Origin of the sequence: Streptomyces sp. NPDC003023 (genome assembly GCF_042888225.1) — a bacterium.
Taxonomy (GTDB): Bacteria; Actinomycetota; Actinomycetes; order Streptomycetales; family Streptomycetaceae; genus Streptomyces.
This window is the reverse complement of the sequence record NZ_JBIAPL010000001.1, coordinates 1,170,605-1,185,201: the sequence shown is the minus strand read 5'-3', so window position 1 is coordinate 1,185,201 and position 14,597 is coordinate 1,170,605. Positions and strand designations below refer to the sequence as shown.

Here is a 14,597-nt window from a genome sequence, read left to right as displayed (position 1 = left end):
TTCTGTCTCAGCCGCCTACGCCTGGCCGCTTTCGGCCGTCCGCCGGTCGGGCCGGGCGGCGGAGCGGTCCGGAACGGCGGCGAAGGTGACGTCCGAGGCTCGAGCGGCGACCTCGGCGCCCGCGCCCCCGAGGGTCCATTCCACGACCCGTGAGATCGTGGCGGCGGGTATCCGGTCCCTGATCCCAGGGGACGGCGGGGCATCCTGTGTCGCGTGCGCGTCGTACGGCAGAACCACCCGGTACCCCCGCGCCAAGGCCGTGCGGGCGGTCGCCTGGACGCACATCTCGGACATGACGCCGCAGACGGCGAGCGACGTGACTCCGTTGTCCGTCAACAGACGGCCCAGCGACGTCCGTGCGAAGCCGTCGTCCCGGGGCTTGCGGATCACGACCTCCGCGGGTTCGAGCCGGACCTCGTGGTGCAGCGCCCAACCGGGGGTGCCGGGCTCGTCGTCCGTTCCGGGAGCGCCGTCGTTCTGCAGGTGGACGACGAGCGCCCCGCTCCGTCGTGCCCGCGCGATCAGGTCCGCCGTCGTGTCCACGAGCCGGGCGGCGTCCGGCACCGCCCCCTCACCGCTGACGAAGGCCGACTGGACGTCCACCACGACAAGGGCCTGTACGGGGGGCAGCACACCATGGGTCATGCGGCCATCATGACGTCGGGGGCCTGCGCGCCTCCATCTCTTTTGCACCCTGCGCGATGCTGCTGGTCGGCCCCACGGGCCGGATTCCCACGGAGCGCTTCCCACGGCACGAGGTGGGACATGAACCGGTCGGGTGCGGCACCGTGCCGAACTCCGCGCCCGCAGCGACTCGTTCCGCACCCGCTGGGGCGCGCACGACCGTCCGCCACCACGGCACCCGGCCTCACTCTCACCGTCTACACCGCCGAACCAGGCTCGCCTTCGGAGGAAGGTCTGCGCGTGCTCGCCTCCTTGGCCGCCGCCACTCAGGAAGCGGCCGTTTCCGGGAACAGCCCGACGTGATCCCTGTCGGCTTCGGCTACTTTGTCAGTTCGTCGTCGCTTCCGGGGGAGGGCCGCCACGTGAGCCCAGCAAGGGCGGCCGGGCGTTCCGGGGGTCCCGGGCGTCTCAGGCAAGGAGTTGCACATGAACGGGCAGGACGCCCGGAGCACACACGGTGCACAGGGCACTGAGGGCGCGCAGGACGCTGCGGGCGCGCGGTGCGGACAGGACGTACGGAACGCACGGGACACGGCCAAGAGGCTGCGGGCGATCAGCGACGAGTTGTCGGACCGGTTCTACGAGCGGGCCGACGTGGTGCGGACGCTGGTGGTGACCCTGCTGGCCGGACAGCACTCGTTGGTGCTCGGCCCGCCCGGAACGGCGAAGTCCGAGATGGCCCGGGAGCTCACGAGCAGGTTCGAGGGCGCCGCCTACTGGGAGATCCTGCTGTCCAAGTTCACCGCGCCGACCAGGATATTCGGTCCCGTCGACGTCGCCGCGCTGGCCCGGGGCGAGTACCGCCAGGTCTATGACGGCCGCGCGACGACCGCGCATGTCGCGTTCATCGACGAGATATTCAAGTGCTCCACGGCTGCTCTGAACGAGACATTGGGCTTCCTCAACGAGCGCGTCTACCACCCGGAGAGCGGCGGTGAACCGATCCGCTGTCCCCTCATCGGGGCCATCACCGCGAGCAACGAACTGCCCGGCGGAGAGGACACGGCCGCGATCTACGACCGGCTGCTGGTGAGAATAGAGGTCGGCTATCTGGCGGACCCCTCGAACTTCGCCGCGCTGGTCCGCTCAGCCGTCAGCCGTCCGGCGGCACGCACACGGACCACGGTCGAGCTGACCGCGTTGCAGCACGCCGTGACCGAAGCCGTCCCCGCCGTGGACGTACCCGACGTGATCGTGGACGCGGTGTGCACACTGCGGGCCGCCCTGCGCCGCAAGGAACTCGTCACCTCCGACCGCCGCTGGCGGCAGGCGGTGGGCCTGCTCCAGGCGTCCGCGTACCTCGACGGCCGTCCGGCGGTCGCCGAGACCGATCTGTCAGTGCTGACGCATGTGCTGTGGGACTCCCCCGCGCAGCGCCCGGCCGTCGAGCGCGAGGTGCTCCAACTGATCAACCCCGATGCCAGGGAGGCCCTCGACCTGGCCGACACCATCGAGGAGCTCGAGACCCAACTCGACGCCATGGCCGGACAGTCCCGCGAGGCGCTGAGCGACTGGGTCATCAAGCGGGCGCACAACAAGCTCGCCATGGCCGGGAAGCGGCTGGAGAAGCTGCGCGAGGAGGCGGCGAGTGCCGGCCGTTCCACCGCCGCCATCGACCGGGTCACCGGCCGCCAGCGGGCCGTCCGCGCCCGCGTCCTCACCGAGGCCCTCGGCATGGACGCGAGCATGGTGCAGGCCCACCTCTGAACACCCGGGGCGATCAGGACCATGGGCATGACACCGAGCACGCCGAGCACCCCGAGCACGCCGAGAGAGCCGGCGATCAGGGCCGGGAAGGGGCCGGCCCCGTCCGCCGCCGCTCCCGAGCGGCACACCGGTGCCGTGATCGCGGACCGGTTCGACCGGTTGACATGGCGCGACACCTACGAGCAGTCGGCCGGACTGCGCGATCTCTCCGAGGAACTGAGCGAGCGCTACGACTGCGGCGGCGACCTGCTGACCGACGTCTTCCTGGCCGCCTACAAGGTCGGACCGACATTGCGCGAACGCGCGGAGATGGCTCCCTCCCGGCTGGTCAACCACCTGGTCATCACCTCACTGGTGCAGTCGCCGGAATTCGACGAGCTGCGCCGGGAGACGGTCGGCGACCCGTACGCCGCCGCCATGGCCGTACTCGCCCAGGCCGCCGCGCTGCGCGGGATGCTGGAGCACTCGCGGCACGCCCAGGAGCAGACGGAGCAGGCGCGGAAGGCCCAGCAGGACGCGGAAGGCGCGGCGACCACCACGGTCGAGGCGCTCCAGCAGGCCGCCGACGAGGAGGACACCGCGCCGGCCCAGGCCGCCGACGCGGAGAGCACCGCAGCTGCCCAGGCCGCCGACGCCGTACAACAAGCGATCGACGCCGCCGAAGCAGCTGCGCGGCAGGCCGCCCAGGCAGCCGCGCGGGCCCTCGCGGCGGCGGCCCCCGGCATCCGTACCGGGGCACGGAACGCCGCGGCGAAGGCCGCCGAGTCCGTCCGGCAGGAGGCCGCCCTGATGCGGGCATGGGGCGTAGGTTCAAGCGAGCTGGAGCGGATGCCGTTCGCCCAGCGCGCCCGGCTCGCGGAGCGGCTGCGCGCCGGCCGACTCGCGCAGTGGGCCGAACTGATCGGCCGCTTCCGGCAGATGGCCGACGGTGAGCGCGCCCGCAAGGTGGAGAACGCCACAGGGGAGCTGGTCGGCGTCACCCTCGGCGACGACCTCTCCCGTGTCGTGCCCTGCGAGCTGGCCAACCTCGGACTGCCCGAGCTGCGCGCGGTGTTCGCCGCGCGCTACGCCGCCGGGGAGCTGATGCTCTACGACAGCCAGGGAGAGCAGGCCACCGGCCAGGGCGCGGTCATCGCCTGCGTCGACACCTCGCACTCCATGTACACGGAGGGGCCCGGCGGAGTCACCCGGGAGGCGTGGGCCAAGGCGTGCGCCCTGGCGCTGCTGGATCAGGCCCGCCGCGCCTCACGTGACTTCGTCGGCATCCTGTTCTCCGCCGCCGACAGGATCCAGGTCTTCCGCTTCCCGGGCGACCGGCCCGCCGGCACCGGCGGGGTCCTCGAAGTCCTCGACTTCGCGGAGACCTTCCTCGGCGGCGGCACCAGCTACCAGGCGCCGCTGACAGTGGCCGGCGAACTGCTGAAGGAGGAGTTCAACGAAACCGCCCGCACGCGCGGTGACATCGTGATGATCACCGACGACGAATGCGGCGTCACCGAGGAATGGATGCGTGGCTGGAACGACGCCAAGCACCAGTTGGGTTTCCGGGTCTTCGGCGTGGCGATCGGCGCCCCGGGCGCGGCCGGGACCGGATCGGTCCTGGAGGCCCTGTGCGACAACCTCCGCCATGTCGAGGACCTCACCGACGTCCATGCCGCCGCCGACCTGTTCCGCGTGATCTGACCGGGCCGCCTCCTGCGCGGCCCGGAACTCCCCGTACGCGGTGGCTGACGAAGCGTTCGGGGCGTTCGGGGCGTTCGGGGCCGTGTCGATCAGCCGGAGGTTCACCGTCGAGCCGAGCCCCATTCCCACATACTGCGCACGACGGGCTCCAAGGCTCGGCCGTGGCCGGTCAGCACGTATTGGACACGGGGAGGCCAACCGGGTGTGCGGTGGCGCTCGATGACGCCCGCACCGGTCAACTGGGCGAGCCGGTCCGAGAGGACCTTGTCCGACAAGGCGGGCAAGGCTGCGGCCAGCTCGGAGTACGTGGCCCGGCCTCGGCGGAGGAACTCGCGCAGCACCAGCGGTGTCCATCGGCCTCCCAGCGTGGCGAGGGTGATGTCGACAGGGCACCGAGGTTCGGGGCCCGGCGGAACGAGGGCGCTGTCCGGGCATTCCGCGAGCGGGCCGTCCCGATCTCCCGCCGGTGCGTGTCCAACCGTTTGGTGAGTCACGAAGACCCCTTCTAACGTCCGTCGCGAACTGCCCGCCGACTCTCCTGCAGGAGGCCTTGTGCGCATCCACCACCTCAACTGCGGTTCACTCCGGAAGATTCCACCGCTCGGTGTGGAACCGGCGGCAGTTGCGGCGAACCGCGAACTGCCCGCGGTCTGTCATTGCCTCCTCGTCGAGACGGACTCGGACGGGCTGATCCTGGTGGACACCGGCCTCGGCACGGCCGATGTACAGGATCCCGGCCGGTCGTTGGGTGCGGAATGGGTCGCCTACGCGCGGCCCGCGCTGGACCCCGAGGAAAGTGCGCTCCGCCAAGTGGTCCGCCTCGGGTACGCGCCACGGGACGTGCGGCACATCGTGCTCACTCATCTGCATCGCGACCATACGGGCGGGCTGCCGGACTTCCCTCACGCTCGGGTGCACGTGCACGCTGACGAGTATCGGGCAGTCACCGACCTCTCGGACATCCACCACCGGCACAGCCTCGACCGCTTCATGCCGGCACACCGGGCACACGCCCCGCTGCTGACGCCCGCGCCTTCGGACGAGAGCACGGACTGGTTCGGCTTCCCGGGCGTGGCACGCCCCCAGGGGCCGGCCTGCGACCTGTTGCTGGTGCCGCTGCCCGGCCACTCGGCGGGCCATGCCGGCGTGGCCGTGCGCGACGACGACGGGCGTTGGCTGCTGCACGCGGGCGACGCGTACATGTACCGCGGCGAGATCGAGCACACCCCGCCCCTTGCCCACCCCGTCCTCGAACCGGTCCAGCAGGGAGCACAAACCGATGCCGACGCCCGCGTCGCGACCCGCGACCGGCTGCGCGGTCTCTTGCGCGACCATTCGGACGAGGTCTCGGTCTTCAGCGCACACGACCCGTGGGAGCTGGCACGCCTCGCACCGTGAACAGGAATCCCGTCGGCTGCCTTCCTGGCCAGGGGTGCCACCGTAACCCCTGGTCGTCACCGGGTGGCGGTACGCGGGTCCCGGACGTTCCAGTCGAGCCGTGTGCCGTCGGCGCTGGTCCCGTCCGCGCTGGTCCCGTCGGACGGTTTCGCTTCCCTCATCCGGCGATTCTTGACGGCAGTGCTGTGTTGCGCCATCGGGTCCCGCGCGACATCGGGCGGAGCCGCCCACCGCAGGGGATGATCCTCGTGTGGGGCGGGGGGCCGGCGACCGACCTGACGCCACGCCAACCCGCCGCCAGCTTCGGCAACTCGAAGTGGTTGCGCCTGACCACGGCAACGTCGCCCGCTACACACCCTCAGAGGCGTCGTGCCGCAACAACCACCGAGCTGGCCGGCGTTGTGAGTACTTCGGTGGCGTCCAGGGCCGGATGAGTGAGGTAGAACATGCGGAGCTCATCCACCTCGCCGCCGAAACGAGGCGGCCAATGCGGCGATGGGGTGAAGTCGTCCAGGATGAGAAGGCCACCTGGAGCGAGCAGCCCGACGACCCCCTCCGGGTCGTCACGTTTGCCCCCGCCGTCGCAGAAGAAGACATCGAAGGGGGCGTGCCGCTCGAGCAGCCGCCAGTCCCCGACGAGCACGCTGACGCGGTCGTCGTCCGCGAAGACACCGGCCGCTCGACGGGCCCGCTCCTCGTCACGTTCGACCGTGTACAGGCGGGCACCGGCGCCGAGTCCGCTGTGCAGCCAGGCCGTACCCACGCCCGAGCCGGTGCCGCTCTCCGCGATGACTCCGTGAGGTTTCGCAGCTGCGGCCAGCCTGAGCACCCTGCCGACCTCAGGGATGCAACTCTTCGTGAAACCCGCCTCGGAGGCGACACGTTCAGCGGCCGCCACCCGAGGCGGCACCACGCGCTCTTTCATGATCACGAATCTCTCTCCACCGTGCGCCTGACGTTGTCCGTCGGCAGAGCCGCCCGGGCCCGGAGTTCCCGTCCGCCCCGCCCGACACCCCCAATACAACGGCGACGGAATATACCGACGCTGCGACGCCTCAGAAACCGGCCATGGCCGCCTCGAGCACGCCGCTCACGGCCCCGTGTGCGCTGTTCCTCCACCTCACGTCTTCATGGGGACTTCCTGACATAAGACTGTCGTGGACGCATCAACGAGCGGCATTCTGGGCCCGTCCGCGTATGCGGAGATCAATCCTCCACAGACTTCGGCAGTTCAGGAGACAGCATTGCGATCGATACGCTTTGCCCTGCTGGGCCTCGTGGCCCTCGTGGGCGGCCTCCTCATGGCGACGCCCGCACAGGCGGCGCCCCTCTTCAAGGCCCCCTTCGCCTGCGGCCAGAAATGGACGTACAGCCACCACTCGGCCGAGGTCCGGGAGGCGCTGGACTTCGTCCGCAGTGACGGTGGCACCACCAACGGCGCACCCGTGCTCGCCTCGGCCGCCGGAACCGCCACCCGGCACTACCAGGCGGGCGGCGCCGGCAACTACATCGTCATCGACCACGGCGGCGGCTGGAAGACGTACTACTTCCACCTGGGCGCCTTCTCCGTCGCCGGCGGCGCGTACGTCGGCCAGGGACAGCAGATCGGCACCACAGGCAGCACCGGCCACAGCTCCGGCGCCCACATCCACTACGAGCAGCTCTACAACGGCGTCGGCCAGAAGATCAAGATCAACGGAACCTCGCTCGCCTACCCCTCCTACTACGGCAGCCACCATCTGACCAGCGACAACGGCTGCGGCACCAGCAAGTACTGGGTCGACACCTTCGCCAACGCCACGGGCTACGCGCAGCCGAACACCAACGACCCCCAGGGTGTGCTGAACGCGGGCACCAACTACGTCTACTGCAAGGTCTGGGGCCAGGAGATCCGCGGCGCCAACGGCACCTACAACCACTGGTGGCTGAAGACCGACCTCGACACCACCTACGCGGGCAAGAACGGGCGCGGGGCGTACGTCTCCGCGTACTACCTGTCGCGTTGGGGCAACGACGAGGCGCGCGACAACAACGGCACCGTGATCCCCAACTGCTGACGCCCCGTCTCCGCTCGCGCCGGGCACGGCCGCTCTCCTCGTGGGCGACCGGGCCCGGCGCCCTGGGCACCCCCCGCCGTTGCAGTTCATGGGTGAGACGTCGAGAGTGCTGAGCGGAGCGCCTCGGCACCCGAGCGGTCGGACGGCCGTGCGGCCGGCTCCGCGGACTTGTTCCCGCCAGTGACAGCGCTGTGGATCCGGCCGCCTTGCCCTGCCCCCGTCGGCCCGTGAACGCCCCGACCGCTGCCAAGGGCCGGATAGCGTGGCCGGGTGAATGGATCGAACGCATCGGCCGAGTGCGCTGAACCCGACCGCCGGCCTGACTCGCCCGGGACATTGCTGCCTCTCCTGGGAACCGACGACGCCGCCGTCGCGTTCTTTGCCGGCGTGGCGGACCTCGACGCGACCGACCCGGCCTCCCACGAGCTGGAGGAAGGGATCCGACTCGCCTCCGGAAGCCGGCTGGAGCAGTTCGCTCGGGCCGGTTCGGGGGACGCGTTCTGCTTCGTCGGCGAGGGCGGCGAGGAACGTCCGGTGGTGTACGTGAGCCTCGACGGCCAGGCCGGCCCGCTCGCGCTCGGACTGCCAGAGTTGGTGCGGCTGTGTCTCGTGGCACCGTGGTGGCGGGACGCTCCCGGTCGGACAGCCGAAGAGCTCCAGACGGTCGCCGACGGTTACCGCGACGACATGCCGGACCTCGACCGGCGACGTGATCTTGCGGCCCGGGCGCTCGGCATCGACCCGGCCGGGCTGCCATCCGGGACGACGGTCCTCGCGCGGCTCGTGGAGCTCTCCCGAGGACCGGTGGCCGAGGCGTGTGTTGTCGTCGGGTACGAGGGCGATCCGCTCGATCCCCTCTTCCACGCGACCCACCGCTGACCGACTGGCCGTCGGGGCGGAACGAGGCTTCACGAGAGGCGGGGCCGGGCGGCGCTCTGCTACCGCCGAGGGGGCGGTCAAGGCGGCGACACCGAACCGTTTCCGCAGGTGCCCGGCCTTTCCTGAGCGGGCGACTGCGCTCGCCTGCCGTACAGCTCCAGGGTGCCGACGATCCGCCGTGAGCAGCGGCACGATCAGGTGGACGCCGGGCGGGACCGGGCTCACGATGAGTTCGGGGACGCGGGCGGTCGCCAGAGGGAAGCGCGAAGCCGGGGCGAGGCAGACCTGATGCTTCACTCGGCCATCACATACCGCTATATTCCGTCACACTCCGCCACGACAGGAGGGGCTCGATCGTGTCCCGTTCCGTGCTCTACATGTCCATGTCGCTCGATGGCTTCATCACCGGCCCCGACGACGGCCCCGAGAACGGCCTCGGCACCGGCGGCGAGCGGCTGCACGCGTGGCTCTTCGACGGCGACCACGAGGCCCGCGGCGGAGTGCACCTACCGGTCATCCGGACCCACAGGGCAAGTCTTCCGGTGATCCACGAGATGCTGGCCACCGGCGCGGTCCTGACGGGACGGCGCACGTTCGACGCGGCAGGCGGCTGGGGTGGCGACCACCACGACGGCATCCACATCGAGGTGTTCACCCGCACCGAGCCTGACGGCCACTCTGTCCACGGCCCCAACATCCACTACGCCACGGACGGCATCGAGGCGGCCATGGCGCGGGCCAAGGAGGCCGCCGGTGAGCGCAACGTGCTGGTCCACGGAGCAACCACGGCGCAGTTGGCGCTCCGGGCCGGGGTGCTGGACGAACTCGAGATCCACCAGGTCCCCGTACTGCTCGGCGCGGGCCGGTCTCTCTTCGGCACACTGGGCGCGCCCCACGCGCTCGACCTTGTCCGCGTGATCGACGCCCCAGGGGTCACGCACCTTCGATACCGCGTGGTCGGCTGAGCACCTGGCGCCGTCGCCGTTCCGGACCCACGCGTCCGCCCGGCCGAACCGACTCGTGCCTGCCAGTCCGGTTCGACCGCCGCCGGTATCACCATGATCCACTCGGCGACAGCCGCGGGAACTCCAACGACGCCCTCTTCCTCCTCGCGAACAGTCGGGACCGTCGCGAGAACCGCGTTCCACAAGTCCACTCAGGAGTTCTCACGGATCGCACCGGCCCGTTGGCGCACGCAACGACGGCGGCGGATGACGATCCGAACCCGTGACGGACGGCGTCGCAGTGGTCGGTCCGGTTCGGGAGTGCGGAACCGATCCCGCACGACCGCTCCTCGGCCCGGCACACGGCTCGGCGCCCTGATCGGGGCCGGGCCGCATGGCACCCGCCCGTACTCCGTAGACCTCAACTCCCTGTGTAGAGTCGATCTTTGACGTGTCCCGGATGCCTTGCGGTTTTCTCGATCGGAACGTCGGTCTTTGTCTGTGCGTACGGGGGAAAGGAAACCATCAGATGGCGTGGGACGAATGGGAGCGGTTGAAGGCCGACGCCGGCACCCGAAGCTCCTCCCAAATGCAACTCAACCAGGTGCCGACCGAAGGTGGCGGCGGGCAGCAGGGTGACCTCAGGGCCAGCCAGCAGGACCTGGCCGCGGTCGGCGACAGTGCGTTCAAGCTGTTCACGGACCTCGGCCGCGAGGGCCGTGACGCATGGTCCAGCAGTCAGGCCGCCGCCAAGGACCTCAAGACACAGGAGTTCGAGCTCGGGGGCGCCCTGGACGTGGTCCAGGAACGGTGGGAGAAGTCGCTCACCACCCTGCTCGACGCCTGTGCTCACATCTCCAATCACATGGACTTCACGAAGAAGGCCCACGCGGGAGACGAGTACCACATCGCGTCCACGGTCAGCAGCATCGCCACCCTCGACAAGGGTTTTGACGAGGGGACGAAGCGCTGATGCACCTCGAAGCACTCCGCCACGGCAACTTCTCGCTGCTGAACACAGCGATCGGCGACTGGGGCAAGGTCGTCAAGAACCTGAAGGGCCTGGAGAAGCGGGCGCGTGACGACATGAAGGCCAAGGCCGACAGGGCCAACTGGGCCGGAGTCAATGCCACCGTCTCGCGCGAGTTCATATCCAAGTCGGCCGGTGAGTTCTCCGACGCCGTCACCCAGGCGACCTCCATCCACAACATTCTCAAGGACACGCACGACGAACTCGTCGGCTACCGGGACAAGCTCAAGCAGGCCCTGGACGACGGCTTCGAGAAGGACAGGCTCTCGGTCTACGGCGAGGTCGGTGGCACCTTCCGCATCATGGCGGCCGTACACCCCGAACCTCCTGGCACCGAGGAGAAGGCCAAGGCCCTCAGGGACAGGATCCAGGTTCTCCTCGACCAGGCCACGACGAGCGACTCCACCGCCGCCCGTGCCCTGCGGGCGATAGCCGAACAGGCCGACTACGGCTTCTCCGGTGCCAAGCACGCCGACCGCGACTCCGCCGCCGACGCGCTGAAGAAGGCCGACGCCATGGCGAAGCTGGCGAAGGACGCCAAGAAGATGTCGCCCGAGGAGCTCGCCGAGTTCCAGCGGACCATGGCCAAGTACAAGAACGACGAACTCTTCGCCGCCCAATTCGCCTCCCAACTGGGCGGCAAGGAGACCCTGCAGTTCTGGAACGACCTCGCCGAGATCCACGCGGGCGCGAGAGGCGAGGAGCTCAAGCAGCTCCAGAGCATCCAGAAGGACCTGAGCATGACGCTCGCCACGGCCACGCTGTCCGACGCGGACGGCATGCAGGAATGGAAGAAGAAGGTCCTCGACGAGGCGACCACGGCCTTCCGGGCCAACCCCTCGGATCCGATGAGGCCGCACGGTGCCTTGGGCTACCAGGTGATGAGCAGCCTGATGCACCACGGCAAGTACGACGCCGAGTTCCTCGACGCCTACGGCAAGAAGCTCCTGAAGATGGACATGGCACCGGCCGGCAGCGTCGGCATGGGCACCAACGACCTTTGGAAGGGCACAAACGTCACGGACCTCGTCTTCGGCCGCGACGACGGCCGCGACCCGCTGATCGGCTACATGAAGGCCTTGTCGCACAACCCCGAGGCCGCGCTGGAGACCTTCGACGACAAGAAGGTCTTCGAGCACATGCTGGAGAGCACCCGGTACACCGACCGCGACGGTTCGGTGGCGCACGCGCTCGAGGCGGCGGTGACGGGGTACGGAGACGGTGAGAGGACCACCGACATCCGGCCGCACAGCAAGGCGCAGGTCGAGCTGATGCAGCAGGTCATGAACGCGGTCGCACAGCCGGGGACCGGCGCCGATCTGGTGAACAAGGCCACGGGCGAGAGCTTCGGCGACATGGCGGCCGCCTACATGCCCGAGATCAGCCTGTCGATCTCCGGCAAGGGAGCCGAGTCGATCTTCTGGACCAACAGCCAGGATCCCGATGGCCTCAAGAAGCTGGACGTCACGCGCTTTCTGTACGAGACGGCCAGGGATCCCCTGGGCCGCGCCGCGATCATCGTCGGGGAGAGCGTCTACACGGGAAGTTCCATGGAAGCACACATCGCCCGGCCGGAGATGTTCGACGGAAAGACGGAGGACGCGGTCAAGACCGTTGCCAAGAACGCCGGCATCATCGAGGGCATCGTCGGGCACTCGGTCGCGGACGCCAAGATCGCCGGCGATCTGGAGGCAGAGAAGGACGCGAACACCGCCCTCAAGACCAAGGGTGACATCGTCAAGTCCGTCCTCGCCGCCGGTGTCGGCGTGGGCACCGTCGCCCTGGTGGGAACGGCACCGGCCGTGGCCGCGACCGCTGCCGCAGCCAGCGGCTTCTTCGGCGGAATCGCCGGTATGTCCGTCGACCGCCTCATCGACGCGCAGCAGATCGACGGAGCGCTGGACCAGGCCCTCTACCACAGTGGAGGGACGCTGAACGACTCCCTGGAATCGGCCAACGTGCAGACGCAGCAGAGCGCAGTCGACGCCATCAACGAGCACGGTTCCACGGAATTGACAGAAGATGCCACGCGAAACATGATCCGCTTGGCCGTTCAGGAGGGCTGGACCGACAGCGACTCCATGCTGGAGGACTCTCATGCCCGGCCGGCCGCGTAATTTCTGAGTGGATGTGGGAAGCCTCATGCAGGCAAGTCGAAAGAAGAACGCCGTCACGGTAGGAATCAGCTGCCTGGTGGTGATCGCGGCGGTGTTCGGGTACCTGGAGATCTTCACCAAGGGGATCGACCGGCTGCCGGCCCGGCCGTGCGACGGTGCGGTGGACCGGGAGACCGCGGCGCGTGCTCTGCCCTCGGCTCGTTCGGCCGAGGAGCGGGGGAAACTCCGGGAGGACCGGTCGGACGGCGACTTCTACTTCGCCTGTTACGTACGCACCAGCGGTGGATCCGTCATCTCGGGAGAGGTGGAGCCCCGTGATGCGGCTCCCGGCCCGTGGCGTGACTTCTACGCGGAGAACGGGTACGAAAAGAACCCGGTCGATGTGTCGTCCGGCGACATCAGAGCCGTGGTGCACCCCGACCGCGCGCACGTGTACGTCCCGTGCACCCCGCCCGGCAAGAAGCCCGGCGAGGCGCGGGAAGCCTACGCGCTGACCGTCGACGCCCGCACCATCGGTGAAACCCGCGTCCACGGGAACGAGTTGCGGCAGGTCCTCGTCGACTTCGCCTACCAGCTGGCTCGCCACACGTACAAGGCTGTCGACTGCCAGGAGCCGCGGGCCTTCCCCAAGGAACTGCCCCGGCTCCCCGCGGCCTGAGCGAAGCGAGAGGCCGGGCCGGCAGACGCCGAGATCACGTCGTCGGCGTCGGCCTGGGCCTGGAGTTGCTTGAGGATTCGCTTCCCGTTCCCATGGCGCTGCCGGCGCCGGAACCACCCGTGGGCCGTCTCCCACTCGCCGCACCTGAGCGATACGTCAGGCCTGGGCGTGCCGCTCCGTGTCCGCCGACGTACCCGTCCGCCAGTCGCCGCTTGGCCCAGATCGGAGGCCGTCCCCGCTTCCTGCCCGCAGGCAGCAACGGCACCACCTCGCCCGGTCTGTACTCGTCAGCTCCTCACCCACGCGGGATCGCGGCAGAGCTCGATCGGCTTCTGCAGCGCACCTCAGGTGGCTCCAGGGGTGGGAGCGGTGGATGGCGCCTCGGAGTGGTTCGCGGGGAGGCTGATGCTCGGCTGCGGGTTCGGTATCGCGCTCGGCGTCACCGTGGGCGTCGTGCTCGGGACGGGAACCGGGGACGTCGTCCGGGGCGGGACGGCCGGTGGGGCGGGGCGCGAGTCGACCGGGTCCGGGGCCAGTGTCAGATAGGCGACGCAGGCCAGGGCAGCGGCTACGAGGCCGGCCAGACCGACGCGACGGAACCGGGGCGCCGGGTCTCGGCGCCACCACGGTCGCCGGCGCGCCGTGCGGGGCGGCGCGGCCGAGCGCAGGTCCCGCACGGTCACCGACTCCGCCCGGGCCTCGAGCGCCTGCCGGAGCCGGTGCTCCACGAGCGGTTCGCGTTGCCCGCCGCCTGTCATATCCGTCCCTCCAGGATCCGTTCGAGCGCGTCAAGTGCGCGGCTGGCGTTCGACTTGACCGCCCCTCGGCTGATGCCCAGGGTCTGGGCGATCTCCGCCTCGCTGAGGTCGGCCCAGTACCGCAGCACCAGCACCTGGCGGCGGCGCGGGGTGAGCCGGCCCAAGGCGGCGAGCACCTCGCGGTGCGCCTCGTCCAGGACGACGTGTGCCTCTGCGGAGGGGATGTCGGCCGGGGGCGGTGGTGTCCAGGCGCGGGCGGTCCTGCGGCGGCGCAGGACGGAACGGGCGGTGTTGACGACTGCCGTACGCAAGTACCCCAGCGCATTGTCGACTTCGGTGATGTGCTCGCCGTGGCGGCGGTACAGGGCGGTGAAGGCGTCCTGGACGACGTCCTCGGCGGTGGCGAGGTCGTCGACGAGGAGCACCGCGAGGCGGACCATGCCGAGGCGGTGTGCGTGGTACAGGTCGGTGACGGTGGGAGGTTGGGCGGCCGCGGTGCCGTACGGGCGCGCGGGCAGCGGGTTCGTTGCGAGCGGGTGATCGGCGGGCGGGGCCTGCCGCTCGCGGCGCAGCAGCAGCGTGCGCAGGGCCGCACGCACGCCCCACCCGCCGCCGGGCCGGACCCGTGGGAATACGGGCGCGGCGGGGCGGATCGGCAGGGCGTGGTGCAGCACAGTGCTCC

14 protein-coding genes and 1 pseudogene are annotated in these 14,597 nt (G+C 69.9%); 10 read left to right on the top strand and 5 right to left on the bottom strand.

The window, feature by feature from the left end; genetic code table 11:
- Positions 1 to 15: 15 nt before the first annotated feature.
- Positions 16 to 645, bottom strand: a complete 630-nt coding sequence (locus tag ACFYV1_RS04940) for an isochorismatase family protein (RefSeq protein WP_389393929.1) — start codon at positions 643 to 645, stop codon at positions 16 to 18.
- Between the two features lie 148 nt (positions 646 to 793).
- Here ACFYV1_RS04940 and ACFYV1_RS04935 point away from each other — a divergent pair.
- The 3 genes and pseudogenes from ACFYV1_RS04935 to ACFYV1_RS04925 form a co-directional block, all read left to right on the top strand.
- A pseudogene (locus tag ACFYV1_RS04935) lies at positions 794 to 987 on the top strand (transcriptional regulator); the annotation flags it as partial.
- 123 nt (positions 988 to 1,110) lie between these two features.
- Complete coding sequence (locus ACFYV1_RS04930) at positions 1,111 to 2,391, top strand: AAA family ATPase (protein WP_389393928.1); 1,281 nt, start codon at positions 1,111 to 1,113, stop codon at positions 2,389 to 2,391.
- Between the two features lie 21 nt (positions 2,392 to 2,412).
- Positions 2,413 to 4,074 (top strand): VWA domain-containing protein, encoded by a 1,662-nt coding sequence (locus tag ACFYV1_RS04925; RefSeq protein WP_389393927.1) that lies wholly within the window; start codon positions 2,413 to 2,415, stop codon positions 4,072 to 4,074.
- 101 nt (positions 4,075 to 4,175) lie between these two features.
- On the opposite strand, the gene ACFYV1_RS04920 is transcribed toward ACFYV1_RS04925, so the two are convergent.
- Complete coding sequence (locus ACFYV1_RS04920) at positions 4,176 to 4,634, bottom strand: winged helix-turn-helix transcriptional regulator (RefSeq protein WP_389393926.1); 459 nt, start codon at positions 4,632 to 4,634, stop codon at positions 4,176 to 4,178.
- On the opposite strand from ACFYV1_RS04920, the gene ACFYV1_RS04915 reads away from it, so the two are divergent.
- Positions 4,627 to 5,472 carry an MBL fold metallo-hydrolase gene (locus tag ACFYV1_RS04915; protein WP_389393925.1) on the top strand — a complete coding sequence of 282 codons (846 nt, stop codon included), beginning with the start codon at positions 4,627 to 4,629 and terminating at the stop codon, positions 5,470 to 5,472. The two genes, ACFYV1_RS04920 and ACFYV1_RS04915, sit on opposite strands and share 8 nt — an antisense overlap.
- A gap of 358 nt (positions 5,473 to 5,830) precedes the next feature.
- On the opposite strand, the gene ACFYV1_RS04910 is transcribed toward ACFYV1_RS04915, so the two are convergent.
- Positions 5,831 to 6,397 carry an O-methyltransferase gene (locus ACFYV1_RS04910; protein WP_389393924.1) on the bottom strand — a complete coding sequence of 189 codons (567 nt, stop codon included), beginning with the start codon at positions 6,395 to 6,397 and terminating at the stop codon, positions 5,831 to 5,833.
- Positions 6,398 to 6,716: 319 nt separating this feature from the next.
- On the opposite strand from ACFYV1_RS04910, the gene ACFYV1_RS04905 reads away from it, so the two are divergent.
- The 6 genes from ACFYV1_RS04905 (at position 6,717) to ACFYV1_RS04880 (ending at position 13,157) form a co-directional block, all read left to right on the top strand.
- Positions 6,717 to 7,529, top strand: a complete 813-nt coding sequence (locus ACFYV1_RS04905) for a M23 family metallopeptidase (protein WP_389393923.1) — start codon at positions 6,717 to 6,719, stop codon at positions 7,527 to 7,529.
- Positions 7,530 to 7,916: 387 nt separating this feature from the next.
- On the top strand, positions 7,917 to 8,408 hold the full coding sequence (locus tag ACFYV1_RS04900) for a hypothetical protein (protein ID WP_389393922.1): 492 nt from the start codon (positions 7,917 to 7,919) through the stop codon (positions 8,406 to 8,408).
- A gap of 356 nt (positions 8,409 to 8,764) precedes the next feature.
- Entirely contained in the window at positions 8,765 to 9,373 is a 609-nt protein-coding gene (locus tag ACFYV1_RS04895; protein ID WP_389393921.1) for a dihydrofolate reductase family protein, read from the top strand.
- A 508-nt stretch (positions 9,374 to 9,881) separates the two neighbouring features.
- Positions 9,882 to 10,325, top strand: a complete 444-nt coding sequence (locus tag ACFYV1_RS04890) for a hypothetical protein (RefSeq protein ID WP_389393920.1) — start codon at positions 9,882 to 9,884, stop codon at positions 10,323 to 10,325.
- Positions 10,325 to 12,499 carry a hypothetical protein gene (locus ACFYV1_RS04885; protein ID WP_389393919.1) on the top strand — a complete coding sequence of 725 codons (2,175 nt, stop codon included), beginning with the start codon at positions 10,325 to 10,327 and terminating at the stop codon, positions 12,497 to 12,499. Before ACFYV1_RS04890 ends, ACFYV1_RS04885 begins: the two co-directional genes overlap by 1 nt.
- A gap of 25 nt (positions 12,500 to 12,524) precedes the next feature.
- Positions 12,525 to 13,157 (top strand): hypothetical protein, encoded by a 633-nt coding sequence (locus ACFYV1_RS04880; RefSeq protein WP_389393918.1) that lies wholly within the window; start codon positions 12,525 to 12,527, stop codon positions 13,155 to 13,157.
- Between the two features lie 344 nt (positions 13,158 to 13,501).
- Here the strand turns inward: ACFYV1_RS04880 and ACFYV1_RS04875 are convergent, their stop codons facing one another.
- Positions 13,502 to 13,915, bottom strand: a complete 414-nt coding sequence (locus tag ACFYV1_RS04875) for a hypothetical protein (protein ID WP_389393917.1) — start codon at positions 13,913 to 13,915, stop codon at positions 13,502 to 13,504.
- The gene (locus ACFYV1_RS04870) at positions 13,912 to 14,589 is read right to left on the bottom strand and encodes an RNA polymerase sigma factor (protein ID WP_389393916.1); all 678 of its coding nucleotides are present in this window, start codon (positions 14,587 to 14,589) and stop codon (positions 13,912 to 13,914) included. Before ACFYV1_RS04870 ends, ACFYV1_RS04875 begins: the two co-directional genes overlap by 4 nt.
- Between the last annotated feature and the right edge of the window lie 8 nt (positions 14,590 to 14,597).